This window comes from Streptomyces sp. S.PNR 29 (assembly GCF_030386795.1).
Taxonomy (GTDB): Bacteria; Actinomycetota; Actinomycetes; order Streptomycetales; family Streptomycetaceae; genus Streptomyces.
Genome location: NZ_JANUQM010000003.1, coordinates 101,351 through 127,092 on the forward strand (window position 1 = coordinate 101,351; position 25,742 = coordinate 127,092).

General features: G+C 72.1%; 23 protein-coding genes. 16 read left to right on the forward strand and 7 right to left on the reverse strand.

All coding sequences use genetic code 11. From position 1 onward, the window contains the following. Positions 1-21 precede the first annotated feature (21 nt). Positions 22-1,431: a DUF6350 family protein gene (locus tag NW895_RS09335; protein WP_289934909.1), complete on the forward strand. Its 1,410-nt coding sequence runs from the start codon at positions 22-24 to the stop codon at positions 1,429-1,431. A gap of 116 nt (positions 1,432-1,547) precedes the next feature. Here the strand turns inward: NW895_RS09335 and NW895_RS09340 are convergent, their stop codons facing one another. After that, entirely contained in the window at positions 1,548-2,327 is a 780-nt protein-coding gene (locus tag NW895_RS09340) for a hypothetical protein (RefSeq protein WP_289934910.1), read from the reverse strand. 326 nt (positions 2,328-2,653) lie between these two features. On the opposite strand from NW895_RS09340, the gene purN reads away from it, so the two are divergent. From purN to NW895_RS09355, 3 genes are all read left to right on the forward strand, one after another. Continuing rightward, complete coding sequence (gene purN, locus NW895_RS09345; RefSeq protein ID WP_289934911.1) at positions 2,654-3,283, forward strand: phosphoribosylglycinamide formyltransferase; 630 nt, start codon at positions 2,654-2,656, stop codon at positions 3,281-3,283. Further along, a complete protein-coding gene (gene purH, locus NW895_RS09350; RefSeq protein WP_289934912.1) occupies positions 3,280-4,848 on the forward strand; it encodes a bifunctional phosphoribosylaminoimidazolecarboxamide formyltransferase/IMP cyclohydrolase in 1,569 nt (522 codons plus the stop codon). The genes purN and purH overlap by 4 nt, the downstream gene beginning before the upstream one ends. A 226-nt stretch (positions 4,849-5,074) precedes the next feature. Then, complete coding sequence (locus tag NW895_RS09355) at positions 5,075-5,464, forward strand: hypothetical protein (RefSeq protein ID WP_289934913.1); 390 nt, start codon at positions 5,075-5,077, stop codon at positions 5,462-5,464. A 22-nt stretch (positions 5,465-5,486) separates the two neighbouring features. Here the strand turns inward: NW895_RS09355 and NW895_RS09360 are convergent, their stop codons facing one another. From NW895_RS09360 to NW895_RS09370, 3 genes are all read right to left on the reverse strand, one after another. Next, complete coding sequence (locus tag NW895_RS09360) at positions 5,487-7,061, reverse strand: protein kinase (protein ID WP_289934914.1); 1,575 nt, start codon at positions 7,059-7,061, stop codon at positions 5,487-5,489. Next, positions 7,058-7,801: an FHA domain-containing protein gene (locus NW895_RS09365; RefSeq protein WP_289934915.1), complete on the reverse strand. Its 744-nt coding sequence runs from the start codon at positions 7,799-7,801 to the stop codon at positions 7,058-7,060. Before NW895_RS09365 ends, NW895_RS09360 begins: the two co-directional genes overlap by 4 nt. Before the next feature lie 151 nt (positions 7,802-7,952). Next, a complete protein-coding gene (locus tag NW895_RS09370; protein ID WP_289934916.1) occupies positions 7,953-8,525 on the reverse strand; it encodes a hypothetical protein in 573 nt (190 codons plus the stop codon). Positions 8,526-8,799: 274 nt separating this feature from the next. Here NW895_RS09370 and NW895_RS09375 point away from each other — a divergent pair, with 274 nt between their 5' ends. From NW895_RS09375 to NW895_RS09430, 12 genes are all read left to right on the forward strand, one after another. Beyond that, the gene (locus NW895_RS09375; RefSeq protein ID WP_289934917.1) at positions 8,800-9,654 is read left to right on the forward strand and encodes a bifunctional methylenetetrahydrofolate dehydrogenase/methenyltetrahydrofolate cyclohydrolase; all 855 of its coding nucleotides are present in this window, start codon (positions 8,800-8,802) and stop codon (positions 9,652-9,654) included. A 52-nt stretch (positions 9,655-9,706) separates the two neighbouring features. Continuing rightward, positions 9,707-10,147, forward strand: a complete 441-nt coding sequence (locus NW895_RS09380) for a DUF3017 domain-containing protein (RefSeq protein ID WP_289935501.1) — start codon at positions 9,707-9,709, stop codon at positions 10,145-10,147. 532 nt (positions 10,148-10,679) lie between these two features. Further along, positions 10,680-11,909, forward strand: coding sequence for an XRE family transcriptional regulator (locus tag NW895_RS09385; RefSeq protein ID WP_289934918.1), 1,230 nt, complete (start codon positions 10,680-10,682; stop codon positions 11,907-11,909). 414 nt (positions 11,910-12,323) lie between these two features. Further along, positions 12,324-13,313 carry a malate dehydrogenase gene (locus tag NW895_RS09390; protein WP_289934919.1) on the forward strand — a complete coding sequence of 330 codons (990 nt, stop codon included), beginning with the start codon at positions 12,324-12,326 and terminating at the stop codon, positions 13,311-13,313. Between the two features lie 232 nt (positions 13,314-13,545). Further along, complete coding sequence (locus tag NW895_RS09395) at positions 13,546-15,339, forward strand: hypothetical protein (RefSeq protein ID WP_289934920.1); 1,794 nt, start codon at positions 13,546-13,548, stop codon at positions 15,337-15,339. Further along, positions 15,326-15,682, forward strand: a complete 357-nt coding sequence (locus tag NW895_RS09400; RefSeq protein ID WP_289934921.1) for a hypothetical protein — start codon at positions 15,326-15,328, stop codon at positions 15,680-15,682. The genes NW895_RS09395 and NW895_RS09400 overlap by 14 nt, the downstream gene beginning before the upstream one ends. Positions 15,683-15,739: 57 nt before the next feature. Continuing rightward, entirely contained in the window at positions 15,740-16,702 is a 963-nt protein-coding gene (locus NW895_RS09405; RefSeq protein WP_289934922.1) for a hypothetical protein, read from the forward strand. A gap of 167 nt (positions 16,703-16,869) precedes the next feature. Next, complete coding sequence (locus NW895_RS09410; RefSeq protein WP_289934923.1) at positions 16,870-18,399, forward strand: aldehyde dehydrogenase family protein; 1,530 nt, start codon at positions 16,870-16,872, stop codon at positions 18,397-18,399. Between the two features lie 103 nt (positions 18,400-18,502). Next, positions 18,503-20,032, forward strand: coding sequence for a GMC oxidoreductase (locus tag NW895_RS09415; protein ID WP_289934924.1), 1,530 nt, complete (start codon positions 18,503-18,505; stop codon positions 20,030-20,032). Beyond that, complete coding sequence (locus NW895_RS09420) at positions 20,032-21,117, forward strand: glycine betaine/L-proline ABC transporter ATP-binding protein (RefSeq protein WP_289934925.1); 1,086 nt, start codon at positions 20,032-20,034, stop codon at positions 21,115-21,117. The genes NW895_RS09415 and NW895_RS09420 overlap by 1 nt, the downstream gene beginning before the upstream one ends. Then, positions 21,117-23,063: an ABC transporter permease subunit gene (locus NW895_RS09425; protein WP_289934926.1), complete on the forward strand. Its 1,947-nt coding sequence runs from the start codon at positions 21,117-21,119 to the stop codon at positions 23,061-23,063. Before NW895_RS09420 ends, NW895_RS09425 begins: the two co-directional genes overlap by 1 nt. A 1-nt stretch (position 23,064) precedes the next feature. Further along, on the forward strand, positions 23,065-24,015 hold the full coding sequence (locus tag NW895_RS09430; RefSeq protein WP_289934927.1) for an ABC transporter substrate-binding protein: 951 nt from the start codon (positions 23,065-23,067) through the stop codon (positions 24,013-24,015). A gap of 7 nt (positions 24,016-24,022) precedes the next feature. Here NW895_RS09430 and NW895_RS09435 read toward each other — a convergent pair whose 3' ends face one another. From NW895_RS09435 to NW895_RS09445, 3 genes are read right to left on the reverse strand one after another with little or no spacing between them, the layout of a single operon-like run. Further along, positions 24,023-24,748, reverse strand: coding sequence for an isocitrate lyase/phosphoenolpyruvate mutase family protein (locus tag NW895_RS09435; protein ID WP_289934928.1), 726 nt, complete (start codon positions 24,746-24,748; stop codon positions 24,023-24,025). After that, a complete protein-coding gene (locus NW895_RS09440; RefSeq protein WP_289934929.1) occupies positions 24,745-25,191 on the reverse strand; it encodes a carboxymuconolactone decarboxylase family protein in 447 nt (148 codons plus the stop codon). The genes NW895_RS09435 and NW895_RS09440 overlap by 4 nt, the downstream gene beginning before the upstream one ends. Then, positions 25,188-25,697, reverse strand: a complete 510-nt coding sequence (locus tag NW895_RS09445; RefSeq protein WP_289934930.1) for a carboxymuconolactone decarboxylase family protein — start codon at positions 25,695-25,697, stop codon at positions 25,188-25,190. Before NW895_RS09445 ends, NW895_RS09440 begins: the two co-directional genes overlap by 4 nt. Positions 25,698-25,742 lie beyond the last annotated feature (45 nt).

A 25,742-nucleotide genomic window follows, 5' to 3' on the forward strand; every position in this document is an offset into this window, starting at 1 on the left:
ACAGCGTGTGTCGTTGGGAGCATGGTGGGCGTGATCCGGATGACCGCTCGCCGATCGTCGCCGCCGCCCCTGTCCACCCGGGTCCGCGACCGATCACCCGGCCTGGCCGCCGGCCTTCTCGGTGGCGTGGCCGCGGCCGGGCTGGGGCTCGGCGCGATCGTCGTGCTCGTGATGGTGCTGTGGATCAGCTCCCCGTATCCCGACAGCGGACCCGGCGGTGCGCTGCACGTCGCCGCGGCGGTATGGCTGCTGGCGCACGGCGTGGAACTCATCCGCACCGACACGCTCTCCGGTGTCCCGGCGCCCATGGGCGTCACCCCGTTGCTGCTGCCCGTGCTGCCGGTGTGGCTGGTGCGCCGGGCGGCGCGGGACGCGACCGACGGCGGTGAGGACGGTGTGGCCGTGCTGCTGTCCGCCCGCACCGCCTGGACCGGCGTCGTCCTCGGGTACCTCGCCGTCGCCGCGCCGGTCACGCTGTTCGCGGCGGGGGGTGCGCTGCGGCCCTCGTGGGCGTGGGCGGGGGTGTGCGTGCCGCTGGTCGCCATGGGCGCGGCCGGGGCGGGGGTGTGGACGGCGTACGGCCGTCCGGTCGGGCCGCTGGAAAGGGTGCTGGGCCTGCTGCCGGCGGGGGCGCGGCAGTTGATCGTCGGTCCGGGCGCGCGCCTGGGGGGCGCCGGACTGGCCGCGCTGGCCGGGACGGTGGTGTTCGCCGGCGGCGGGGTGCTGTTGCTGGTGGTGTCGCTGCTCTGGCACGGCGGAGCGGTGCTGGGGTCCTGGCTGGAGCTGACGGAGGGAGGGCCGGGGCGGTTCGCCGTGCTGCTGCTCTGTCTGGCGCTGGTGCCGAACGCGGTGGTGTGGGCGGTGGCGTATGCGCTCGGCCCCGGCTTCGTGCTCGGCGCCGGTCACCTCGTCGGTCCGCTCTCCTCCGGCCCCGCGCCGATGCTGCCGCCGTTCCCGCTGCTGGCGGCTGTACCGGAGCCGGGGCCGGGGGTGGCGCTGCACTGGGCGGTCGTGGGTGTGCCGGTGCTGGCGGGGGTGACGGTGGGCTGGTTCGTGGCCGGGGCGGCGACGGCCGGAGGACCGGAGGGGACCTGGTCCAAGGGGCGGACCGCCGCCGGGGCCGGGTTGGCGGGCGTGCTGTGCGCGGTGGCGCTCACCGGGCTGACCGCGGTGGCGGGCGGGCCGCTGGGTGTCGCCGCGTTGGTCCGCTTCGGGCCGGTGTGGTGGCAGGTGGCCGCGGCGGTGCTGGGGTGGGTGTCCGTGGTGGGGGTGCCGGTGGCGTTGGGGGTGCGGGGGTGGCGGGGCCGGGCGGCGGGGAGCGCGAAGGTGCCGGGTGCGGAGTGGTGGCGGGGGGCGCTGTTGCCTCTGAGGGGCCGGAGGTTCTCGCTCGGGAGACGTGCTGGGCGTGGGGGAGCGGGGGCCGCGCGGTAATGGGTTACGGACCAGGGGCTGCCGCCCCCGGAACCCGTGCGCGGCCTGAACGGCGCCGTCCTCGGACGCCGGACGGGCTGAGACATGCCGACCGGCGTCGAGACGTGCGGATCAGGTCAGCCGTTCGTGCCCAGCAGGCCCCGCAGCTCCTCCGGCAGCAGCTGGGTGCAGGACTGCTTGGCCTCGCTGGTCAGGGCGTCGTTCACGCACGTGTAGTAGTCGCGGTAGACCAGCTGGGCGGTGAAGGACGCGGCGACCAGGGCGATGGCCAGGGACGCGGTGACCAGGCCGCTGACCGCTGCCGTGGTCTGGGGGCGCCCCTCCGCGGGGGCGGGGGCGTCGGGGCTGGGAGTGCGGGGCTTGGCCCGCAGCGCGCTGATACCCCAGTAGAGAGACAGGGCGCCGAGCAGCAGGGCCACGTACGGCCAGCTGAAGAGGGCGAAGAAGAAGGCCCACATGCCGGAGAGCAGGGCGTACCGGGCGCGGCGCTGGGCGGGGTCCGTGGGGTCCCAGCGCAGGCCCTGCCCGCCGGGTCCGCCGCCCGGGCCCTCGGGGCTCTGACCGCCGGGGCGCTCGCCGAAGCCGCCGGAGGAGCGGCCGGGCTGCCGGTCGCTCCACTGGCGGCCCCACGGAGTGCCGCCGCCCTCCTGCGAGCCCTCGGAGTCGTCGTCGCCCGACGGGCGCCGCGGCTGCCACGGACGGTCCGGTGTGCCCTCCGGCGGCGGCGCGAACGGGTTGTCCTCCTGGGCCCCGCCGCCCTGCCCGTCACCGTTCTTCCTGCCCGAGGGCGCGTCGGGCGGCGAGGCGGGGCGCTCCCGCAGCAGCAAGCCGCTGCGCTCCCCGCCCGGCGCCGACTGCTGGGGGAGCGTGAGGAGTCGCAGACTGCGGTCCGGCATCAAGTGAGCGTCTTCCCCTTGGTGAGTACGACGGTGGTTACGACCGGCCCGGAGCGGTCCCTGAAAGTCCCGGGATCCGGTTCCGTCATCCAGTGAACGGACGATGCCCAGGAGGCGTTCCCGAGCCGGCTCCTCCCCGACGCTACCTTCCGGCCACGCCCCCGTCCCGTGGGGGCCGCCCGGTGTGCCGGTATCGTTGCTGACGGTCGGCCGCTTCGTAGACTTCCCCGTATCCGGGAGCGCGAAGCACTCGTACGACTGTACAAACCAGCTGTACGGGCCGACTGTACGAACCCGTACAAACCCTCCCGAGAAAGGGCCCCACCGTGGCCGCCAAGCCCGTGGCCAAGCGCCTCGTCGTGCTGGTCTCCGGATCCGGCACCAATCTGCAGGCGCTGCTGGACGCCATCGAGACGACCGGGCCCGAGGCGTACGGCGCCGAGATCGTGGCCGTCGGCGCCGACCGCGAGGGCATCGAGGGCCTCGCCCGGGCCGAGCGTGCCGGGCTGCCGACCTTCGTGCGGAAGGTCAAGGACTACCCGAGCCGCGAGGAGTGGGACGCCGCGCTCGCCGAGGCCGTGGCCGCCTACGAGCCCGACCTCGTTGTGTCCGCCGGGTTCATGAAGATCGTGGGGAAGGAGTTCCTCGCACGCTTCGGCGGGCGGTTCGTGAACACGCACCCCGCGCTGCTGCCCAGTTTTCCGGGAGCCCACGGCGTGCGGGACGCGCTCGCGTACGGCGCCAAGGTCACCGGCTGCACCGTCCACTTCGTCGACGACGGCGTCGACACCGGGCCGATCATCGCGCAGGGCGTGGTGGAGGTCCGGGACGAGGACGACGAGAGCGCTCTGCACGAGCGCATCAAGGAAGTCGAGCGAAGGCTGCTCGTCGATGTCGTGGGGCGGCTCGCCCGCAACGGCTATCGCATTGAGGGACGAAAGGTAGTTATCCAGTGACCGCCACCGCCGAGAGCAACAAGCGGCCGATCCGTCGCGCGCTCGTCAGCGTCTACGACAAGACCGGGCTGGAGGAGCTCGCCCGTGGCCTGCACGAGGCGGGCGTCGAGCTCGTCTCCACCGGCTCCACCGCCGCCCGCATCTCCGCCGCAGGCGTCCCGGTCACCAAGGTCGAGGACCTCACCGGCTTCCCCGAGTGCCTGGACGGCCGCGTCAAGACCCTGCACCCCAGGATCCACGCCGGCATCCTCGCCGACCTGCGTCTCGACACCCACCGGCAGCAGCTCGCCGACCTCGGCATCGAGCCGTTCGATCTGCTCGTGTCCAACCTCTACCCGTTCCGCGAGACCGTCGCCTCCGGCGCGACGCCCGACGAGTGCGTCGAGCAGATCGACATCGGCGGCCCCTCGATGGTGCGCGCCGCCGCCAAGAACCATCCGTCGGTCGCCGTCGTCACCAGCCCGGCCCGCTACGCCGACGTCCTCGCCGCGGTGAAGACCGGCGGCTTCGACCTCGCCGCCCGCAAGCGGCTCGCCGCCGAGGCCTTCCAGCACACGGCCGCGTACGACGTGGCCGTCGCCTCCTGGTTCGCCTCCTCCTACGCGCCCGTCGACGACTCCCGATTCCCCGACTTCCTCGGCGCCACCTGGGAGCGCGCACACACCCTGCGCTACGGCGAGAACCCGCACCAGCCCGCCGCCCTCTACACCAGCGGCACCGGCGGCCTGGCGGAGGCCGAGCAGCTGCACGGCAAGGAGATGTCGTACAACAACTACACGGACACGGACGCCGCCCGCCGTGCCGCGTACGACCACGACGAGCCGTGCGTCGCGATCATCAAGCACGCCAACCCGTGCGGCATCGCCGTCGGCGCGGACGTCGCCGAGGCGCACCGCAAGGCGCACGCCTGTGACCCGCTGTCCGCGTTCGGCGGCGTGATCGCCGTCAACCGGCCGGTCAGCAAGGAGATGGCCGAGCAGGTCGCGGAGATCTTCACCGAGGTCATCGTCGCGCCCGGCTACGAGGAGGGCGCGCTGGAGGCTCTCACCAAGAAGAAGAACATCCGCGTGCTGCGCTGCCCCGACGCGCCCGCCAACCCCGTCGAGATCAAGCCGGTCGACGGTGGCGCCCTCCTCCAGGTCACCGACCGCCTCCAGGCCGAGGGCGACGACCCGGCCACCTGGACGCTGGCCACCGGCGAGGCGCTCACCGCCGAGGAGCTCCAGCAGCTGGCCTTCGCCTGGAAGGCCTGCCGGGCCGTGAAGTCCAACGCGATCCTGCTCGCCAAGGACGGCGCCTCGGTCGGCGTCGGCATGGGCCAGGTCAACCGCGTGGACTCCTGCAAGCTGGCGGTGGAGCGGGCCGGGGCCGAGCGGGCCCGGGGGTCCTACGCCGCCTCGGATGCGTTCTTCCCGTTCCCCGACAACATCGACGTCCTGGGCGCGGCCGGCGTCAAGGCCATCGTCCAGCCCGGCGGCTCCGTCCGTGACGAACTGGTCGTGGAGGCCGCGCAGAAGGCCGGCATCACCATGTACTTCACGGGGACGCGGCACTTCTTCCACTGAACCCGCCGCTGAGCCGTGACCGACAGGACGGGCGGCCCCGACATGACCGTCGGGGCCGCCCGTCCTGTCGCCAGGTGAGAGCCATGGTGCGCTGCGGGCCTGCGGGCCCTATGAGTTGTGAGGATGACCCCGAGCGCCGGAGCGTCGCACGGTGGTGGTGCACAGCGGGTCGCACGCTTCCGCGTCGCCGGCCCGACCGTCTCACCACACGGGGAGAACCATCCACATGGCTCGCACCACTCGTATCAAGGCACGCGGTCTGCTGACCGCCCTGGCCGCCGTCGCAGCCCTGGGAGCCACGGCTGTGCCCGCCGATGCCGCCGCGCAGGGGATCGAACGCTGGCACTACTGCTCGCTCGCACCGGACGGAGCCCTGGTCGCCGACTACGACACCGTCCACGGCGACGACTCGGACATGAGCGTCTGCTGGAGCGGATCGGGCCGGGCGACCAACCCCGACCGGCACGGTGAGCTCCGCCAGGTGCACACCGCGGACAACCGCGGCTCCCTGCAGCTGAAGACCGGCGCCAGGGTGTGGGACCTGCCCTTCGACCGCAACCAGACCCACGACATCCCGCAGGACACCATCCTGCTCGGACTGTCCCTGAACGAGTAGCGCAACCTCGGACGTCTCAGGGTCACGTCCTGCCGGGCGGGGTGTACTCCTTGAGGTAGTGGGCGACGCGGGCGGCGTGGTCACGGTACTTCGGGGGAACCCCGCCCGCGTCGTTCACCGTCTCGTAGGACGTGCGGTAGGCGACGGCGAGCAGGACCCGCCGGTCGCCGGACAGACCGGAGGACTTCAGGCGTGGCTCGATGAAGCAGAGGTAGCGGCTCACCGCCGGGATGGACTCGGAAGGGGTGAGGGGCGGCCTGGGCGTCTCCTTCGCGGGCACACCGTCCTCGCGGATCCACCAGCGCAGCACGGACGGGGTCCAGCGGGCGATGCCGTACTCGCCCTCCTCGCCCGCGTCCGGGTCGGAGAGGTCCGGGTCGAAGTCGCTCTCCACCTTCAGCAGCGCGGCGATCAGCGCGGGGGTGACCTCCGGCTGGACGCAGTCGTGGGCCGAGTCGACGATGAGCCGGCGGTAGGCCACGGGGACGCCCTTGTCCGTGCGGAGTTCGGAGGCGCCGTAGGTGGCGGGGGTGACCTTCTCGGTCTCGGCGCCGGTGGAGCCCTTGCCGTCGTCGCCGCTGCCCGGCCATCCGTCGAGGCCGTAACCGAGGGCGGCCACGGCGAGGACGGCGGCCGCGGCGCCCAGGACGGCCGTACGGCGGGAGCGGCGGCGGCGCAGGAGGAGGCGGGGCAGCCGGGGTGAGCGGCCCGTGCCGGCGGCGGCCTCGACCTGCCGCAGCAGCGCTTGGGTGCCGATGCGGTCGGCGTGCGTACGGGTCAGACAGGCCCGCACGATCTCCCGCCAGGCGTCCGGCAGTTCGGGAGACAGGCGCAGTTCGTCGGTTCCGCGCGCGTAGGCGGCGGCCGCGTCGCGGCGGGCCGTCGGGGTGCCGCCGGGCAAGGGGAAGGAGCCGGTGAGGACGAGGTGGGTGAGGACCCCGAAGGCCCAGACGTCGGCGGAGGGGCGGATGCGCCGGCCGCGTTCGCCGATCTCCGACCACAGGAGTTCCGGCGGGGTGTAGTCGGGGGTGGAGAAGGCGGGGGTGTAGGCGTGCGTGCCCTCCAGTTCCGCGGCCATGTTGAAGTCGGCCAGCCGGACCGAACCGTCCTGCATCAGCAGCACGTTCGCCGGTTTCAGATCGCCGTGCACCCAGCCCGCCCGGTGCAACTGGGCCAGGCCCTCGCAGATCTGTGCCAGCGACGCCGGACCGGACGCCGGGCGCGGGGACGCGGCGAGCAGCGCCGCCAGGGACCCCTCCGCCTTCTCCAGTACGAGGACGGTGGCGCCGTCGAGCCGGGGGTCGGCCGGGTCGTCGACGGTATGGGTCTCGTACATCCGGATCAGCCGAGGCTGCTTCAGCCGGCGGTGCAACTCGACCTCGCGCTCGATCAGTTCGCGCAGGTGGGCCAGCTGACGGGGTGTCCCGGTGCCGGTGGGCAGGAACTTCAGGGCGGCCGTGCGCGGCAGCTGGGCGCCCCCGCCCGTGCGCCGGGCCGCGTACACGCTGCCGAAGGCGCCCGTCGCGATGGGCTCCCGCACCTCCCAGACGCCGACCCGGTAGCCCTTGGGCACCGGCACGGCGTACGGCTCGGTCACCGGACCGCCCGTCCCGACGGTGCCGTCAGGACGACGAGGTCGTCCTCCCGGACCAGGTCGAAGCGGAGCGCCAGCGAGACCAGGGACTCCTTCTTGCCGTTGAGACGGGGGCCGGTGTCGGCCTCCTCCGGGCCCGGCTTCAGGCGCAGCTTCACGGCCAGGTAGTCGATGTTCCACTGCACCGATGTCCGGGACGCGGCCGGCCAGGCGGGACGCAGGCGTTCCACGACCTGGTCGACGGTCGGCAGCGGCGCGTGCGGATCGCCGCGCAGCCGGGGCTCGCACAGGGCGGCCAGGACCGCGAAGTAGCGCTTGGTGCGGTCGACGGAGAAGGCCGGGGCGGTGGTCCCGCCGGCGGGGTTCGCCTCGCAGTGCACATAGTCGTGGCGGGGCGCCCACACCTCCAGCGGCAGCAGGTCGCCCGCGGCCGGCAGCACGATCCGCGAGAACTCGAAGGGCACCGGTGCGTCCAGCCGCCCCGGCGCCACCTTGATGTGCTCGCCGGCGCCCTCCGGGTTCTCCACCACGTACGTCTGGTGGGAGGAGAGGTTGCTCAGCGCCCAGAAGGTGCCGTGGGCGGTGATCTCACCGGCTCTGCGGGACACCCCGTCGTGCCCGATGCGGAGGTCGTTGTCCCCGGACCGGCCGAAGCTGAGCCGCTCGCCGGGCGCGAGCCGGAGCTGGGCGCGGTCGGTCTCGTCCTCCGTGGTCGGCGGAGGTACCACGATGATGCTGTACAAGGTGCGTCTCCCCGTGCCTGACAGCTACCTGAGTCAGGGTAGGGGGACGCGCCAGGGCCGTGTCCCCCTCGTTCGGGTGAGACACGGCCCTTTCGGTGTGAATGGCGTGAAGCCTTCAGCGGGTGCCGGTTCGTCGCCGGCCCCGGAGCGTTCAGTAGCGCGGCCGGGTGAACCAGGCCTTGCCGTTCGCGTTGCCCACGAACACCGCGACCAGGATGGCGAGCACGGTGTGGACGAGGCCGATGACGACGAACGGGTAGAGGCCCAGGATCGCGGTGATGATGCCGAAGATCAGGGTCGTGATCCGCACGCCGTTGCCGCCGGTGTTGAACTTCAGCGCCAGCACGGCCGCGAACACGGCCCAGGCCAGCGCGAACACGACGAGGCCCCAGAGCATGCCGGCCGAGTAGTCGGCCAGCTGCTGGAAGGTGGCGTCCTCCTTGAGCGTCTCGTCGTTCTTGGCGGCGTTCACGCCCACCGCGGCGAAGGCGAACAGGGCCACGCCGAGGATCTGCAGGCCGACGATGACCCACAGCATCACGCGGGCGCCGCTCACCGAGCCCGGCATCGTTGTCGGCACCGGGGCGCCGCCGTACTGCTGCTGCACCGGAGGGGCCTGCGGGTAGCCGTATCCGGGCGCCTGCCCCTGCTGCGGGTAGCCGTAGCCCGGCTGCTGCTGCCCCTGGGGCGCGCCATAGGGGTTGTTGGGGTCGCCGAAGCTCATGGCGGTTCTTCCTCCGTTGTTCCAAGTGCGGGGACGACGCGCGGCACCGTACGGAGGAGAGTTCTTGATGTGCGGTACGTCCCCCCGATGAGCTGCCCGCGGCACTGTGCAGCTCATCGTTCTTCACCATCTACTGGCTTGTCCAGCCGCATTTCTCATGTGTTGTGCAAGTGCAACATCACTGATCATGAGGGGATACGGGGGGACGAACGCCGCGGTGCCCGGATGGTGACCGGATTGGAACCGGGGCCCGGTCATCCGCGAGGATGGGGCCATGACCGCCCAGATTCTCGATGGCAAGGCCACCGCAGCCGCGATCAAGTCCGACCTGACCGCCCGCGTGGCGGCGCTGAGGGAAAAGGGCGTCACGCCCGGCCTCGGCACGATCCTGGTCGGGGACGACCCCGGCAGCCAGAAGTACGTCGCCGGCAAGCACCGCGACTGCGCCCAGGTCGGCATCGCCTCCATCCAGCGTGAACTGCCGGGCACGGCGACGCAGGAGGAGATCGAGGCGGTGGTCCGCGAGCTGAACGAGGACCCGGCCTGCACCGGTTACATCGTGCAGCTGCCGCTGCCCAAGGGCATCGACGAGAACCGCGTCCTCGAACTCATGGACCCGGCCAAGGACGCCGACGGCCTGCACCCGATGAACCTCGGGCGGCTGGTGCTGAACGAGCCCGCGCCCCTGCCCTGCACCCCCAACGGCATCCTCACCCTCCTGCGCCGGTACGGCGTGGAGATCAAGGGCGCCGAGGTCGTGGTCGTCGGCCGTGGCGTGACGATCGGCCGCCCGATGCCGCTGCTGCTGACCCGGCGCAGCGAGAACGCCACGGTGACCCAGTGCCACACGGGCACGCGTGACCTGGCCGCCCACCTCAAGCGCGCGGACATCGTCATCGCCGCCGCCGGCTCCGCCCACCTGATCCGCCCCGAGGACATCAAGCCGGGCGCGGCCGTCCTCGACGTCGGCGTCTCGCGCAGCGCCGAGGGCAAGATCGTGGGGGACGTCCACCCGGACGTCGCCGAGGTCGCCGGCTGGATCTCCCCCAACCCCGGCGGGGTCGGCCCGATGACCCGCGCACAGCTGCTCGTCAACGTGGTCGAGGCGGCGGAGCGCAGTGTCGGCTGAGGAGAACCCGGACGGCCCGGGACACCCGGAAAGCTCGGAAGGCCCGGAAGAGATCGCGGTCCGGGACCCCGTCAGCGCGCCCGACGCCGAGGGCAGGCCCCGGCGCACGACGCGTCGCTTCCCGCTGTTCACCAAGGACACCGCGCGTCCCGAGGGCGGCGGCCGGGCGGCACCCGGCGACGCCCCCGCGCCCGCCCGGCAGTGGCCGATCCTCACCGTGCTGACCCTGGTCGGGCTCGGCCTGCTGATCACCGCGCTGGGCGTCTTCCGGTACGGGACGCTGCTGATCGGCGCCGGACTGCTGGCCGGTGCCGCGATGCGCTGGCTGCTGCCCGGCGTCGGCATGCTCGCCGTACGGTCCCGCTTCACGGACATCGCCACGTACGGCGTACTGGGCCTCGCGATCACCCTGCTGGCACTGATGGCGCAGCCGCATCCGCTGCTGGAGATCCCGTTCCTGAAGGACACGCTGCACTTCACGGTCAGCAGCTAGAAACCAGGTCTCCCGGGTCTCGCCGGGCGGCGGCCCGTCCTCTCCCCCGTGGGAGGACGGGCCGCGGCCCTGACCAACCTCCCGCACCTTGAACGGGCTGTTCAACGGCTGTCAGTGCGCTGTGGCACGGAAGTGACCATTCCGCTACGCAGGCGGGGGTGGGCGTGACATAGGTGCCGTGCGTTACCACATATGCGCGGTCCGTGCGTCGACGCTCCGACAAGTTCGCGGATGTGATGCGAATTCGTCCGACAACCGGGCTAGCGTGGCCAATCGGGACGGTCCGGGGCGTCCCGTACGGGTTCCAGGGTTCGTATTCGGTGGAGAGCGGTTGCCGATGGGACACTGTGCCGCAGGCCCGTAGGCGTGCGACGGTGCACGTCCGCGGCCGTTATGCTCCCGTGCGCCCCCACCCCGGGAAACTGAGACCCCGACCGGCCGCATCCCAGTGGGTAGCCAGGACGAGGACTCGGCCAAGGGCACCACGCACGGGGGAACGACCAGCACGAACCGGGGGGAAGAGGGGGGAGCAATGCCTCGTTGGAGAGCCTTGCCGGACGAGCTCGATCCGCAGATCCGGGAATTCGCCGGCCAATTGCGGCGGCTCGTGGACCGCAGCGGCCTGAGCATCGCGGCGCTGGCCGACCGCACCGGGTACAGCAAGACGTCCTGGGAGCGTTATCTCAACGGCCGGCTGCTGGCGCCCAAGGGCGCGATCGTGGCGCTGGCCGAGGTCACCGGGACCAATCCCGTGCACCTCACCACCATGTGGGAGCTCGCGGAGCGCGCCTGGAGCCGCTCGGAGATGCGGCACGACATGACCATGGAGGCCATCCGGATCTCCCAGGCGCGCGCCGCGCTCGGCGAACTCGCGGCGCCTCCGGCGAACGCCAAGGAGGACAGGACGGCCCGCAGGAGCGGCAGCGCCACGGTCACCCCCGGCATCGCCGGTCCCGCCGGGGTGGCGCCGACGGTGCCGCCCGTGTCGCCCTCGGTACCGCAGCAGCCGACCGCTGCCGAGAGCGCGGACGCGGTCGGTGGCGGGGCGCGGCTCGGGAAGTCGCCGGACGCTTCGGCGAGCGATACGCCGGGCGGCCCCTCCGACGGCAACTCGTGGGGACTGGCCGGGTACCGGGGACCGTCGCCTGCCGGCAGGCCCGGGGCCGGGGCGGCGCCCGCGCCCACGGCGCCCCTGGACCGGGTCGGCCCGGCCCCGGGCACGCCCGGTGAGCCGCCGCGGGGGCCCTCCCGTCAGCGGGGCGGCTCCTCCGCGGCGCGCAAGCGGCTGCCGATGTTCGTCGCGGGTGTGGTCGGTGTCGTGGGGGTGATCGCCGGGGCGTTCTTCCTGCTGGACGGCGGCGGCAAGGACAACGAGGGTGCGAAGGCGTCCCCTTCGCCGTCCGTGAGCGGCAACACCGATCTGCCGGCCGGGGTGAAGTGCAGCGGTGCCGGCTGCACCGGCAAGGACGCGGAGAGCATGGGGTGCAGCGGTGACCTGGTGACCACCGCCAAGACCGCGACCGTCGGCACGACCGTCGTCGAGGTCCGCTACAGCGAGACCTGCGGTGCGGCCTGGGGACGCATCACACAGGCCGCGCAGGGGGACGAGGTGCAGGTGACCGCCGGGAAGTCCCAGCAGACCGGCTCGATCACGGTGGCCGGGGACACCATCGCCTACACGCCGATGGTGGCGGTGAAGGGGGCGGCGGAGGCTACGGCCTGTGCGACGCTGGCCTCCGGGGAGAAGGGGTGCACGGGGTAGGGCGGCGCCGGGGGAGTTGAGCGGGGAGGCGTCCCCAAAGGGGCGGCAGCCCCCGGCAGACGGCCACTCCGGCGCCGGGAACAAAAGAATCGGCGTGACACACGCATGGGCGGCCTGATCCCGGGCACGCGATACGTACCCCCACGGGAGTCCGGCAACGGTATCCCCCCACGGCGGCCGCCTTGATCCCCCCTCTCCCGGACAGGCGGCCGCCTTTCCGTTGCCGTGTGCTGCGACTTGTGGGGTGGGCCACACCGACCCGGCCGTCCGGGATGCCGGATGCGCGATAGCCTGACGGCCGGATCTCTTGACGCCAAGAGATCGATCAGACGCACCGCTGATCGATCACCGCGGCGCGGATCCCGCACCCAGGGGCGGGAACGCCCCACCGCCAGCTGTCATACGGAGAACGCCATGACCCGCACTCCCGTGAACGTCACCGTCACCGGCGCGGCCGGACAGATCGGTTACGCCCTGCTCTTCCGCATCGCCTCCGGTCAGCTGCTCGGCGCGGACGTGCCGGTCAGGCTGCGCCTGCTGGAGATCACCCCGGCGCTGAAGGCCGCCGAGGGCACGGCCATGGAGCTGGACGACTGCGCGTTCCCGCTCCTGCAGGGCATCGACATCACGGACGACCCGAACGTCGCCTTCGACGGCACCAACGTCGCCCTCCTCGTGGGCGCGCGCCCCCGCACCAAGGGCATGGAGCGCGGCGACCTCCTTGAGGCCAACGGCGGCATCTTCAAGCCGCAGGGCCAGGCCATCAACGCCCACGCCGCGGACGACATCAAGGTCCTGGTCGTCGGCAACCCGGCCAACACCAACGCGCTGATCGCGCAGGCCGCGGCGCCCGACGTACCGGCCGAGCGGTTCACGGCCATGACGCGCCTGGACCACAACCGCGCCCTGACCCAGCTGTCGAAGAAGACCGGCGTCCCGGTCTCCGAGATCAAGAAGCTGACGATCTGGGGCAACCACTCCGCCACCCAGTACCCGGACATCTTCCACGCCACGGTCGCCGGCAAGAACGCCGCCGAGGTCGTGAACGACGAGAAGTGGCTGGCCGAGGACTTCATCCCGACCGTCGCCAAGCGCGGCGCCGCGATCATCGAGGCCCGTGGCGCCTCCTCCGCGGCCTCCGCCGCCAACGCCGCCATCGACCACGTCTACAGCTGGGTCAACGGCACCGCCGAGGGCGACTGGGTGTCCATGGGCATCCCGTCCGACGGCTCCTACGGCGTCCCGGAGGGCCTGATCTCCTCCTTCCCGGTCACCACGAAGGACGGCAAGTACGAGATCGTCCAGGGCCTGGAGATCAACGAGTTCTCCCGCGCCCGTATCGACGCCTCCGTCAAGGAGCTGGAGGAGGAGCGCGAGGCGGTCCGCGGCCTCGGCCTCATCTGATCCGACGCGGATCTCCTCACCGGTCCCCGGGCTGCTGCGGCGGCCCGGGGACCGGTGCGTTCCGGGAGCGGTGCGTTCCGGGACCGGTGCGTGGTGAAGACCTTGTGCGCATCCGCCGCCGCACAGCAGGCCTCCCGGCATTCCGGTTCCATGGGCCTCGCCGGTCACTCTATGCTGATGGCTCGTCAACTGAAGGTTGAACAAGGTTCTTTCCGCACATCGGGGGAGTGGCGTGAGCACCTCATACGTGCCGCAGCAACCGCAGCCGACACACGCCGGCGCACCACCGGCGCCGCCGCCCACACCCCCGCACGCCAGCGAGGCGACCCGGCTGCTGTGCGCGGGCACCTATCTGGACTCCGGTTACCGGGACCGCGTCATCGAGCAGCTGCATCTCAACGAGCAGCGGATCGTGGCCCCCTCGCTCGGCTTCGACGCGGCCCGCGTCCTCGCCCACGCCCTGCGGGCCCGGCGCCACGAGCTGCTGTGGGCCGGCGCGATCCTCGGCCTGTGGATCGTCGGCGCGGCGCTGACCGGGGGTCTGCTGGCCACCTTCCTGGGCCCCAGCCTCTTCCTCGCGATCGCGTCCTGGGTCAGGGGCAGCGCCGACCGGCCACCCCTGTACCGGAGGGCGCCGGCCTTCCTGCTCCGCTGGTGGGGCCGCATCGGCTTCGCCTGGCTGCTGGTCGCCACGCTGGTCGCGGCCTTCGGCGGCAACGACGACGGCTCCTCGTACGGATCGTCCTACGACTCCTACGACTCGTACGACTCCTCCGGCATGGACGGCTCAGGCTTCGCCGGCACGCCGGACCTGTCCGATGTCCTGCTCCCCACCTCCAGTGACATGGGTGAGCTGTTCGAGCCCTGGCAGGCCTGGCTCGCCCTGGTCGTGTTCGTGCTCATCGCGCTGTGCACGGCCGCGCAGCGCGGGCAGTTCGCCCGCGTGCTGGCCGCCGAACTGTCACCGCAGCGCTTCCCGGACGCCGCCGGTGATCCCGCGGAGCAGGCCGAGGGGCAGCGGTTCCAGCGGCTGAAGGACCGCATCCGGCTGGAGCAGCACGCCCCGCTGATCATGTACCACGAGGCGCGGCCGTTCTGCGGGGCCGGTGCGGCCTACGAGACCTGGGTCCTCGCCGTCGAGCTGCGGCCCGACGGCATGAAGAAGCAGCAGCCGATCAGCAACCGGACGGTGCTGGAGAAGATCCGGCCGCTGCTCGAACAACTGCGGCTGCCCTCCGAGTACGCCGGTCAGTCGGTGCGGGACCGGCTGCGCTGGCTGGAGGTCGACGAGTGCGTGTTCCTGCCCGCGGAGGGGCTGGGGCGGCGCGAGGAGGCGCCGTACCACCCGCAGGCCTTCGAGGAGCACCGGGCGCGCGCGGTCGAGGAGGGCGCCGAGAAGCGCCGGCACTTCCTGCGCATCCGCGTCGGCGGCTGGGAGGAGGAGCTGGTCGTCACGGTCTTCGTGCGCATCCACACCCAGGGCGGCATGCTCATGCTGGAGATCGCCCCGCATGTGCTGCTGCCGGTGCGCGCGGACTTCAAGGACGCCGACCGCACGGCCCACCGCTTCCGCCACAACAACGTGCTCGGCAAGGCTGCCTGGGCCGTCGCCCGGGTGCCCGGCTCGGTGGCCCGCTCGCTGGTCGCCCTGGGCAAGGGCGTGGTGTACGCGTGGCGGCTGCTGACCGGCGGCTACGCGGCGGCGCTGCCCGACGGGCCCGCCCTGTCGGTGCGGGAACTGGGCTCGGTGCGGGGCGGGTCCCTCTTCCAGGAGATGGACGTCCAGCGCTACCTCAAGAGCATCCAGGACCGGGTCGCGAACGGGGTGAAGGCCGCGATCGCCGACGCCGGTTACCAGACCGGCGAGTTCGTCCAGAAGATCGTCAACATCAGCAGCGGCGGCGTGAACATCGAGGGCGGAGTCGAGGGCAGCACCTTCGCCGTCGGCAGCCACGCCTCCGCCTCCTCCAGCACGACCGGCGGCGACGCGCCGCAGAAGGGATCCGACAGCGATGGCAACGGATGAGCCCAGCGTCAGCATCGGCGGCAACGTCGAGCGCAGCACCTTCGCCATCGGCAGCCACGCGCACGCCGAGAGCCACCACGGCATCTCGGCCCCGCGCGACGAGGCCGCCGAGGAACTGCTGAAGGCCGTACGGGAGCTGCGGGCCGACCTGACCCGGGTGCGGCAGAGCGAGGAGACCGCGCAGCTGGACACCGCCCTGGCGGAGACCGAGGACGAGATCAGCCGGACCGGACGGGCCGGTGAGGGCCGCCTCCAGCGGCTGCGGGACCTGCTCGGGGACGCCCAGACCGTCCTGACGCTGTTCGCGTCGGCCGGGACGGTGGCCGGGCTGCTGGGAATGTGACGTCCGGGGGGACGTGGCGTGTGGAGATGAGACGTCCGGCGAGGTGAGAGGAACGCTATGAGCGGGGGACAGCGGTACTGGAACGAGGAGACCCAGCGCTGGGAGGACGGCACCGAGAGGGCGGCTCAGGTCACCCCGCCGCCCCCGCCGCGCCCGGACTTCGTGCCCCTTGCACCGCACACGGCCGATCAGCCGGGCGGCGGCAGCTGGTCCACCCCGGAGCTGCCGCAGGATCCGCCGCCCGGCGGCGTCTGGCCGCCCGCGGACCCGACGGTGCCCGTACCGGCCGTCACCCGCGGGTACAGCCGCCGGCTCGTGTGGTCCGTGCTGGGCGGGGCCGCCGCGGCAGGGGTCGCCGCGGCGCTGGTGCTGACGCTGCCGGCCGGCGGTGACGGCAAGGACGACCGCGGCGGCAAGGCGTCGAGCGCGTCCCCGACCACCGAAAGCTCGACGTTCGCCACCGAGGAACCCGAGCCGACCACCGGCCGGACGGCCTCACCGTCCGACCCGGCCACCGAGCCCCCCGCCGGATACGAGCTCTACGAGGACACCGAGGGCTTCACCCTCGCCCGGCCCGTGGGCTGGACGCGGAAGGCGGTGGCCTCCCAGCACGGCATGGACGTGGTCAGCTACCGCAGCTCCGACGGCGAACGGCGACTGCAGGTGTTCGAGGTGGCGGAGGCCTCTCCCGACGAGTCCTTCGAGCTGTTCCTCTCCGACGACACCCCGAAGCCCGAGGGGTTCGAGGAGCTCGATCTTGACCACATGAACGACGGCGAGTTCGTCGCCGCCCGGCTGGAGTACCTCGCCGACTCCATCAAGGGCGAGCCCGAGGTCGGTACCTGGCACGTGGTGGACGAACGCTTCGTGGCCCCGGACGGCAAGGTGTACGCGATCGCCGCCTACGGCCCCGACGCGGACGGCCGCGACGACGAACACGAGCTGCTGGACATCGCGCTCGCCCACTTCTGCCCGCCGGACACGACCTGCGGGGCGGGGACGGACACCGGCCTGGGCTGAAACCCCTGAGATTTGTCCGGGTTTGCCCGCATGTTCAGTGACACAGCGCACTTTCGGCCACGGATCAGGCATGCATTCGCAGGTCGGGGGCAGGCGCTCACGGTCTCGGTGAGTGACACATGTGTGACACAGAGGCGCTGAACAGGAACGGAAGGCAATACCGGATCATGGCGGACAGTACGGAACCGAAGGCAGTCGAGGCACGCAGGACCATTCACGCGGGAGGGGAGTGGCTGGAAGCAGCCTCCGGCGCCACGCGCGAGATCATCGATCCCGCCGACGCTCTGCCGTTCGCCGTGGTTTCGGAGGGTGACGAGAAGGACACCGACCTGGCGGTCGCGGCCGCCCGCCGCGCCTTCGACGAGGGCGGCTGGCCGCGCACCCCCGTCGCCGAGCGCGCCGCGCTGCTGCGCCGCGTGGCCGACCTCCTGGTGCGCGACCGGGAGAAGATAGGCCTGCTGGAGAGCAGGGACGCCGGCAAGACCGTCGAAGAGGGCCGGGTCGACGTCGACTGCGTGGTCGACGCCTTCCGTTACTTCGCCGACCTGGTCGCCGCCGAGGCCCCCGGCCGGGTCGTCGACGCGGGCTCACCCGACATCCACAGCGTCGTCGTGCACGAGCCGATCGGCGTCTGCGCGATGATCACGCCCTGGAACTACCCCCTCCTCCAGGCCAGCTGGAAGGTCGCTCCCGCGCTCGCGGCCGGCAACACCTTCGTCATCAAGCCGAGCGAGATCACCCCGCTGTCGACGGTCGCCCTGATCGAGCTGCTGGTCGAGGCGGGCCTGCCCACCGGGGTCGCCAACATCGTCACCGGGCCCGGCCACACCGTCGGCGCCCGGCTCGCCGAGCACCCGGACGTCGACCTCGTCTCCTTCACCGGCGGCCTGGTCAGCGGCACCAAGGTGGCGCAGGCCGCCGCCCCCACCGTCAAGAAGGTCGCCCTCGAACTCGGCGGCAAGAACCCCAACGTCGTCTTCGCCGACGCCTGCGCCACCGACGAGGCCTTCGACACCGCCGTCGACCAGGCCCTCAACGCGGCCTTCATCCACAGCGGCCAGGTCTGCTCGGCGGGCGGGCGGCTGATCATCGAGGAGTCGGTCAGGGACCGTTTCGTCACCGAACTCGCCCGCAGGGCCGAGCGGATCCGCCTCGGCCGCGGCACCGAGGCCGGCGTCGAGTGCGGGCCGCTGGTCTCCGAGCAGCAGCGCGCGAAGGTCGAGGACTACGTCGCCTCCGCGCTCTCGGAGGGCGCGGTGCTGCGCTCCGGCGGCCGCCGCCCCGAACCCGGCGACGCACGCCCCGCCGACGGCTACTTCTACGAGCCGACCGTCCTCGACCACTGCCACCGCGACATGCGGGTCGTCCGGGAGGAGGTCTTCGGGCCGGTCCTCACCGTCGAGACCTTCCGCACGGAGGACGAGGCGGTCGCCCTCGCCAACGACACCGAGTACGGGCTCGCGGGCGCCGTCTGGACCGCCGACGCGGGCCGCGCCCGGCGCGTGGCCGCCCGGCTGCGCCACGGCACCATCTGGATCAACGACTTCCACCCCTATCTTCCGCAGGCGGAGTGGGGCGGCTTCGGCAAGAGCGGGGTGGGCCGCGAGCTCGGCCCCGCCGGACTCGCCGAGTACCGCGAGACCAAGCACGTCTACCAGAACCTCGCGCCGAAGCCGGTGCGCTGGTTCGCGGGCTGACCACCCCCGCTTCCCGGCCCGGCTCCCCATCGCGGCCCGACTCCCCCTGTCCGTCCTCACCCACAGCTTCCGACTCCTGATCCCCCCAGGGAGTACCACCTCCATGCCCGACAACACCCACGAGTTCGATTACGTCGTCATCGGCGGCGGCACGGCCGGCTCCGTCATAGCCTCCCGCCTGACCGAGAACCCCGATGTCACCGTCGCCGTCATCGAGGGCGGCCCCAGCGACAGAGACCGCGAGGACGTGCTGACGCTGCGCCGCTGGATGGGCCTGCTCGGCGGCGACCTCGACTACGACTACCCGACCACCGAGCAGCCGCGCGGCAACTCGCACATCCGGCACAGCCGCGCCCGCGTCCTCGGCGGCTGCTCCTCCCACAACACCCTCATCGCCTTCAAGCCGCTGCCGTCCGACTGGGACGAGTGGGAGGCGGCCGGCGCCAAGGGCTGGGGCGCCGTCCCGATGGAGGCGTTCTACGCCCGTCTGCTGAACAACATCGTCCCGGTCGACGAGAAGGACCGGAACGCCATCGCCCGAGACTTCGTCGACGCGGCCCAGCAGGCGCTCGGCGTCCCCCGCGTCGAGGGCTTCAACAAGAAGCCGTTCACCGAGGGCGTCGGCTTCTTCGACCTCGCCTACCACCCGGAGAACAACAAGCGTTCGTCGGCGTCGGTGGCGTACCTGCACCCGGTGATGGACGAGCGGGCCAACCTGACGATCCTGCTGGAGACCTGGGCGTACAAGCTGGAGCTGAACGGCACCCGCGCCGAGGGCGTCCATGTGCGCACCAAGGACGGCGAGGAACTCCTGGTCCGCGCCCGGCGCGAGGTGCTGCTGTGCGCGGGCGCCGTCGACTCGCCCCGGCTGCTGCTGCACTCCGGCATCGGTCCGAAGACCGACCTGGAGGCCCTCGGCATCCCCGTCGTGCACGACCTGCCGGGCGTCGGCGAGAACCTGCTCGACCACCCCGAGTCGGTCATCGTCTGGGAGACGAACGGCCCGATCCCGGAGAACTCCGCGATGGACTCCGACGCGGGCCTGTTCGTGCGCCGCGACCCCGCCGGCGCGGGCCCCGACCTGATGTTCCACTTCTACCAGATCCCGTTCACGGACAACCCGGAGCGACTGGGCTACCAGCGGCCGGAGTTCGGCGTCTCGATGACCCCCAACATCCCCAAGCCGAAGAGCCGCGGCCGGCTCTACCTGAAGAGCGCCGACCCGAACGAGAAGCCCGCGCTCGACTTCCGCTACTTCACCGACGAGGACGACTACGACGGCCGCACCCTCGTCGACGGCATCCGCATCGCCCGCGAGATCGCCAAGACCGAACCGCTGGCGGGCTGGCTCAAGCGGGAGGTGTGTCCCGGCCCCGACGTCACCGGTGACGAGGAGCTCAGCGAGTACGCCCGCAAGGTCGCGCACACCGTGTACCACCCGGCGGGCACGTGCCGCATGGGGTCGGCGGACGACCCCCTGGCAGTGGTGGACCCGGATTTGAAGATCCGCGGCCTCGACGGCATCCGCATCGCGGACGCCTCCGTGTTCCCGACCATGACCGCCGTGAACCCCATGATCGGCGTCCTCATGGTCGGGGAGAAGGCCGCCGACCTGATCGGAGGTGCTGCGTGATGGCTACGGCAGTGAAGGACAACAACGTGGGAGACGAGACCGCCGGCGCGCCGGTCTTCTCCGTGGACGGCCTGTGGAAGGTGTTCGGCCCGAAGGCCGGACGCGTGCCCGAGGACCCCGAGCTGACCGGACTCCCGCCCGCCGAGCTGCGCAGCCGCACCGGCTGTACGGCCGCCGTCCGGGACGTCAGCTTCGACGTGCGCAAAGGTGAGGTCTTCGTCGTCATGGGCCTGTCCGGCTCCGGCAAGTCCACGCTGGTGCGCTGTCTGACCCGGCTGATCGAGCCGACCGCGGGCACCATCGCCATCGACGGCGAGGACGTCCGCGCCATGGACAAGGCCCGGCTGCGCGAACTGCGCCGCCACCGCGCCGCGATGGTCTTCCAGCACTTCGGCCTGCTGCCGCACCGCACGGTCCTGGACAACGTGGCGTACGGCCTGGAAATCCAGGGCGTCGGCAAGTCCGAGCGCCGTGAGCGGGCCGCCGAGGTCGTCGCCAAGGTCGGCCTGGAGGGCATGGAGCAGCGCAGGCCCGGCCAGCTGTCGGGTGGTCAGCGCCAGCGCGTGGGGCTCGCCCGCGCGCTCGCCGTCGACCCGGAGGTCCTCCTCTTCGACGAGCCGTTCAGCGCCCTCGACCCGCTGATCCGGCGCGACATGCAGGAGGAGGTGATCCGGCTGCACCACGAGGAGGGCCGCACGATGGTCTTCATCACCCACGACCTCAGCGAGGCCCTCAAGCTGGGCGACCGCATCGCCCTGATGCGCGACGGCGCGATCGTGCAGCTCGGCACCCCCGAGGAGATCGTGGGCTCCCCGGCCGACGACTACGTCCGCGAGTTCGTCCGGGACGTCCCGCGCGAGCAGGTCATGACCGTCCGCACCGCCATGCGCACCGTGTCGGCGGACGACGCGGGCAACGGCCCGGCGGTCGCCCCCGACGCCACGGTGTCGGAGGCGATCGAGGCGGTGGCCCGGGCCGGAGCGCCGGCCCGGGTGGTGGACGGCGGACGGTGCGTGGGGGTGGTCGACTCCGACGCACTGCTGGAAGTCGTCGCCGGAACGGAGCGCCCCAAGGAGGCGGTCTGATGGCGACGATCACCGCACAGCCCCCGCGTATCAGCCTCTCCGGCATCCTCAGGCACCGCGCCGTCCGCAAGCTGCTGCTGCTCGCGCTCGCCGCCGCGATCCTCGTCCCGCTGGCCAACGCCCGCTGGGCGAGCGGCAGCTGGCCGGCCGCGCTCACCATCGACGTGTCCGGGCCGCTGACCAAGGCCAGCGACTGGGTCATCGACAACCGGGACAGCCACCCGCTGTTCCTGTACTTCCTCGGCCACGTCAGCAACGCCGTCGTCGTCTCCGTACGCGCCGTCTACCTCGCCCTCCTCGCCGTGGGCTGGGCCGGTGTCACGGCCGTCGGCGCCCTCGTCGCCTGGCGCGTCGCCGGCGTCAGGCTGGCACTCGGCACGGCGGTCGCGTTCCTGGCCTGCGGCCTGCTCGGCATGTGGGTGCCGACCATGCAGACGCTCGCGCTCATGGTGGTCGCGGTCCTCGTGTCGGTGGTCGTGGGTGCCCTGCTGGGACTGGCCGCCGGCCTGTCGGACCGGATGGACCGCGTCCTGCGCCCGGTCCTCGACACCATGCAGGTGCTCCCGGCCTTCGCCTACCTGCTCCCCGTCGTGCTGGTCTTCGGCATCGGCGTGCCCGCGGCCGTCCTCGCCACGGTGATCTACGCCGCCCCGCCCATGGCCCGGCTCACGGCGCTCGGCCTGCGCGGCGCCGACAAGGAGGTGCTGGAGGCGGTCGAGTCGCTGGGCGCCACCGCACGGCAGCGCCTGCTGACCGCCCGTATCCCGCTGGCCCGCAAGGAACTCCTGCTCGGCCTCAACCAGACGATCATGATGGCGCTGTCCATGGCGGTCATCGCCTCCGTGATCGGCGCCGGCGGCCTCGGTGACCGCGTCTACCAGGCGCTGGCCTCGGTCGACGTGGGCGCCGCGCTCGCGGCCGGCATCCCGATCGTGCTCCTCGCCGTCGTCCTGGACCGTGTGACGGGCGCGGCCGGGGAACGGCTCGCCGACCCGGAGCCGCGGCCCGCCACGGGCTGGCTGTACGTCCTGGCAGCCACGGCCGTCGTGGCCGTCGCCGGGCGTCTGGCGGGGCGCCTCGACTGGCCCGACGCCTGGACCGTGAACATCGCCGAGCCGGTCAACCGGGCCGTCGACTGGATGACCGCCCACCTGTACTCGGGCGTCCCGTACGTGGGCGGCACCGCCGACTGGGCGGGCCGCTTCACCACCTACGTCCTCGACCCCGTCCGCGGCGGCCTGCAGTGGCTGCCCTGGTGGTCCGTGCTGCTGATCGTCGCCGCCCTCGCCTGGCTGATCGGCACCTGGCGCACCGCGCTCACCGCCGTCCTCGCCATGGCCGGGATCGGTGTGCTCGGTGTGTGGAAGCCGTCGCTGGACACGCTCTCGCAGGTCCTGGCGGCCGTCGCCGTCACCCTCGTCATCGGCTTCGCGACCGGCATGGCGGCGGCCCGCAGCGACCGCTTCGAGCGGATGCTGCGGCCCGTCCTGGACGTCTTCCAGACGATGCCGCAGTTCGTGTACCTGATCCCGGTCGTCGCCCTGTTCGGCGTCGGCCGCGCCCCCGCCGTCGCCGCGGCGGTCGTGTACGCGCTGCCGGCCGTCGTCCGCATCACCGCCCAGGGGCTGCGCCAGGTCGACCAGGCCGCGTTGGAGTCGGCCCGCTCGCTGGGCGCGACCAGCGGACAGGAGATGCGGCAGGTCCAGCTCCCGCTGGCCCGTCCGGCGCTGCTGCTCGCCGTCAACCAGGGCGTCGTCCTGGTCCTCGCCGTCGTCATCATCGGCGGCCTGGTCGGCGGTGGCGCGCTCGGCTACGACGTCGTCTTCGGCCTCGCCCAGGGCGACCTGGCGACCGGTCTCGTGGCCGGCGCGGCGATCGTCTGCCTCGGCCTGATGCTGGACCGGGTGACGCAGCCGACCGAACGCCGCGCGGGGAAGGGAGCGTGACATGAGCCGTACGCGCATCACGGCGGCCCTCGCGGTCCTCGCCCTGACCACCGGCTGTGGCGCCGCCGACATGACCAAGCAGGCCTCGCCCTTCGCCAACGCGCAGGGCGCCAAGTCCGTGACCCTGTCCGTGCAGTCCTGGGTCGGCGCGCAGGCCAACGTTGCCGTCGCCCAGTACCTGCTGGAGCACAAGCTCGGCTACCACGTCGACACCGTCCAGGTCGACGAGGTTCCCGCCTGGGACGCGCTGAGCCAGGGCCGGGTCGACGCGATCCTGGAGGACTGGGGCCACCCCGACCAGGAGAAGCTGTACGTCCAGGACAAGAAGACCATCGCGCGCGGCGGCGGTCTCGGCGTCACCGGGCACATCGGCTGGTTCGTCCCGACGTACCTCGCCAAGCAGCACCCGGACATCACCAACTGGAAGAACCTCAACAAGTACTCCTCGCTCTTCCGCACCGCGGAGAGCGGCGGCAAGGGCCAGCTCCTCGACGGCTCCCCGTCGTACGTCACCAACGACAAGGCGCTGGTGAAGAACCTGAAGCTGGACTACCAGGTGGTCTTCGCCGGCTCCGAGGCCGCGCAGATCACCCAGATCCGGCAGTTCGCCAAGGAGAAGAAGCCCTTCCTGACGTACTGGTACATGCCGCAGTGGCTCTTCAAGAAGGTCCCGATGACCGAGGTGAAGCTGCCGCCGTACAAGGAGGGCTGCGACGCCGACCCGGAGAAGGTCGCCTGCGCCTACCCGCACACCCCGCTGCAGAAGTACCTCAACGCGGACTTCGCCAAGCAGGGCGGCAAGGCGGCGGCCTTCCTGAAGAAGTTCAAGTGGACGACCGAGGACCAGAACGAGGTCTCCCTGATGATCGCCGACCAGAAGATGACGCCCGAGGAGGCGGCGAAGAAGTGGGTGGACAGCCACGAGTCCACCTGGAAGGCGTGGCTGTCCTGAAACCCCTCTAGCGCAGGCCGGCGGCGACCTCCCTGAGCGCCGCGGCCGCCCTGCGCTGCAGCCCCGGCCCGAACGTGATCCGGGTGGCCCCGAGTTCGCCCAGCTCGCCGAGTCCGGTGGGCGAGGGGCCGTCCGGCACGGGCGCGCCGACGTTGATCGGCCCCTGGATCCCCGCCCGCAGCAGCGGCAGTACGGCGGGCGGGGCGCCGATCGGGTACACGCAGTCGGCGCCCGCGGCGACGTACAGCGCGGCCCGTTCCACGGCCCGGTCCGGATCGGCCACCCCGCGGCTGAAGGTGTCGATGCGGGCGTTGACGAAGAGCCGGTCGCCGGCGGCGTACCGCACCTCCGCCAGCCAGTCGGCGTGCTCCCGCGGGTCCTTGAGGACACCCCCGTGGGAGTCCTCAAGGTTGCAGCCCACGGCACCCGTCTCCAGGAGCCGCTCCACCAGTTCCTTCGGCGCGAGCCCGTATCCGCCCTCCACGTCCGCCGACACCGGTACGTCGACGGCCCGTACGATCCGCTTGACGGCCGCGAACATCTCCTCGGCCGGGGTCGCCCCGTCCTCGTACCCGAGGGAGGCGGCGACTCCCGCGCTGGGCGTCGCGAGCGCCGGGAACCCGGCCTCCTCGAACACCCGGGCGCTCGCCGCGTCCCAGGGGCCGGGCAGGACGAGGGGGTCGCCCGGGGGACGGTGGTGGTGCAGGGCACGGAAGGTGTCGGCCTTGTTCACGGTGTGTGGCCTCCTGGCGGGATACGGCGGCTCACCATCATCCGGTTCCAGTTGTTGATGGCGACGATCAGTCCGATGAGATGGGCGAGTCGGACGTCGTCGAAGTGCGCGGCGGCCCGCTCGTACACCTCGTCGGGCACGAAACCGTCCGTCAGGACGGTGACCGCCTCCGTCAGGGCGAGCGCGGCCCGCTCCCGCTCGTCGAAGACGTCCTCCGCCTCCTCCCAGGCGGCCAGCAGATCCAGCTGACGCTCACTCACCCCGTGCTTGCGGGCGAGCGTGAGGTGCATGTCGAGGCAGTACGCGCAGTGGTTGATCTGCGAGGCCCGGATCACCACCAGCTCGGCCAGGGCGGGGTCCCCGAGACCCTGCTTGGTGACGGCGCTGAGCGTGGACATGGCCCGGCCGACCGCCTGGTCGAGCAGTCCGGTCCGTGCCGTCACCTGTACTGCCCCGGCTGGTAGTGGCCCGGGGCCATCCGGGCGGTCACCCCGAACCGGTTCCATGCGTTGATCGCCGCGATCCCGGCGATCAGCTGTGCCAGCTCCGCCTCCTCGAAGTGCTGGGCGGCCTTCTCGTACACCTCGTCCGGGACGAAACCGTCCGTCAGCACGGTCACGGCCTCCGTCAGCTCCAGTGCCGCGAGCTCCCGCTCGGTGTAGAAGTGCCGCGACTCGTCCCACGCGGCGAGCTGGATGATCCGCTCCACGCTCTCGCCCGCCGCGAGGGCGTCCTTGGTGTGCATGTCGATGCAGAAGGCGCAGTGGTTGATCTGCGAGGCGCGGATCTTCACCAGCTCGTACAGCTTCGGATCGATGCCCTGCCTGACGGCCTTTTCCAGCCGGACCATCGCCTTGTAGACCTCGGGCGCGTGCTGGGCCCACTGCAGCCGGGCCGGTCGTTCGGGGGCGTACTCCGTGGTGGTCGTCTCATCTGTGTGCGTCGTCATGCACTCGACCCTAGGAGCGAAGCAGCCCAGGGGTATGGTCCAGTT

Coding starts and splice junctions, on each gene's coding strand:
- NW895_RS09335 (WP_289934909.1), top strand. CDS start 22: ATGGTGGGCGTGATCCGGATGACCGCTCGCCGATCGTCGCCGCCGCCC.
- NW895_RS09340 (WP_289934910.1), bottom strand. CDS start 2,327: ATGCCGGACCGCAGTCTGCGACTCCTCACGCTCCCCCAGCAGTCGGCG.
- NW895_RS09355 (WP_289934913.1), top strand. CDS start 5,075: ATGGCTCGCACCACTCGTATCAAGGCACGCGGTCTGCTGACCGCCCTG.
- NW895_RS09370 (WP_289934916.1), bottom strand. CDS start 8,525: ATGAGCTTCGGCGACCCCAACAACCCCTATGGCGCGCCCCAGGGGCAG.
- NW895_RS09375 (WP_289934917.1), top strand. CDS start 8,800: ATGACCGCCCAGATTCTCGATGGCAAGGCCACCGCAGCCGCGATCAAG.
- NW895_RS09385 (WP_289934918.1), top strand. CDS start 10,680: ATGCCTCGTTGGAGAGCCTTGCCGGACGAGCTCGATCCGCAGATCCGG.
- NW895_RS09390 (WP_289934919.1), top strand. CDS start 12,324: ATGACCCGCACTCCCGTGAACGTCACCGTCACCGGCGCGGCCGGACAG.
- NW895_RS09400 (WP_289934921.1), top strand. CDS start 15,326: ATGGCAACGGATGAGCCCAGCGTCAGCATCGGCGGCAACGTCGAGCGC.
- NW895_RS09405 (WP_289934922.1), top strand. CDS start 15,740: ATGAGCGGGGGACAGCGGTACTGGAACGAGGAGACCCAGCGCTGGGAG.
- NW895_RS09410 (WP_289934923.1), top strand. CDS start 16,870: ATGGCGGACAGTACGGAACCGAAGGCAGTCGAGGCACGCAGGACCATT.
- NW895_RS09415 (WP_289934924.1), top strand. CDS start 18,503: ATGCCCGACAACACCCACGAGTTCGATTACGTCGTCATCGGCGGCGGC.
- NW895_RS09420 (WP_289934925.1), top strand. CDS start 20,032: ATGGCTACGGCAGTGAAGGACAACAACGTGGGAGACGAGACCGCCGGC.
- NW895_RS09425 (WP_289934926.1), top strand. CDS start 21,117: ATGGCGACGATCACCGCACAGCCCCCGCGTATCAGCCTCTCCGGCATC.
- NW895_RS09430 (WP_289934927.1), top strand. CDS start 23,065: ATGAGCCGTACGCGCATCACGGCGGCCCTCGCGGTCCTCGCCCTGACC.
- NW895_RS09445 (WP_289934930.1), bottom strand. CDS start 25,697: ATGACGACGCACACAGATGAGACGACCACCACGGAGTACGCCCCCGAA.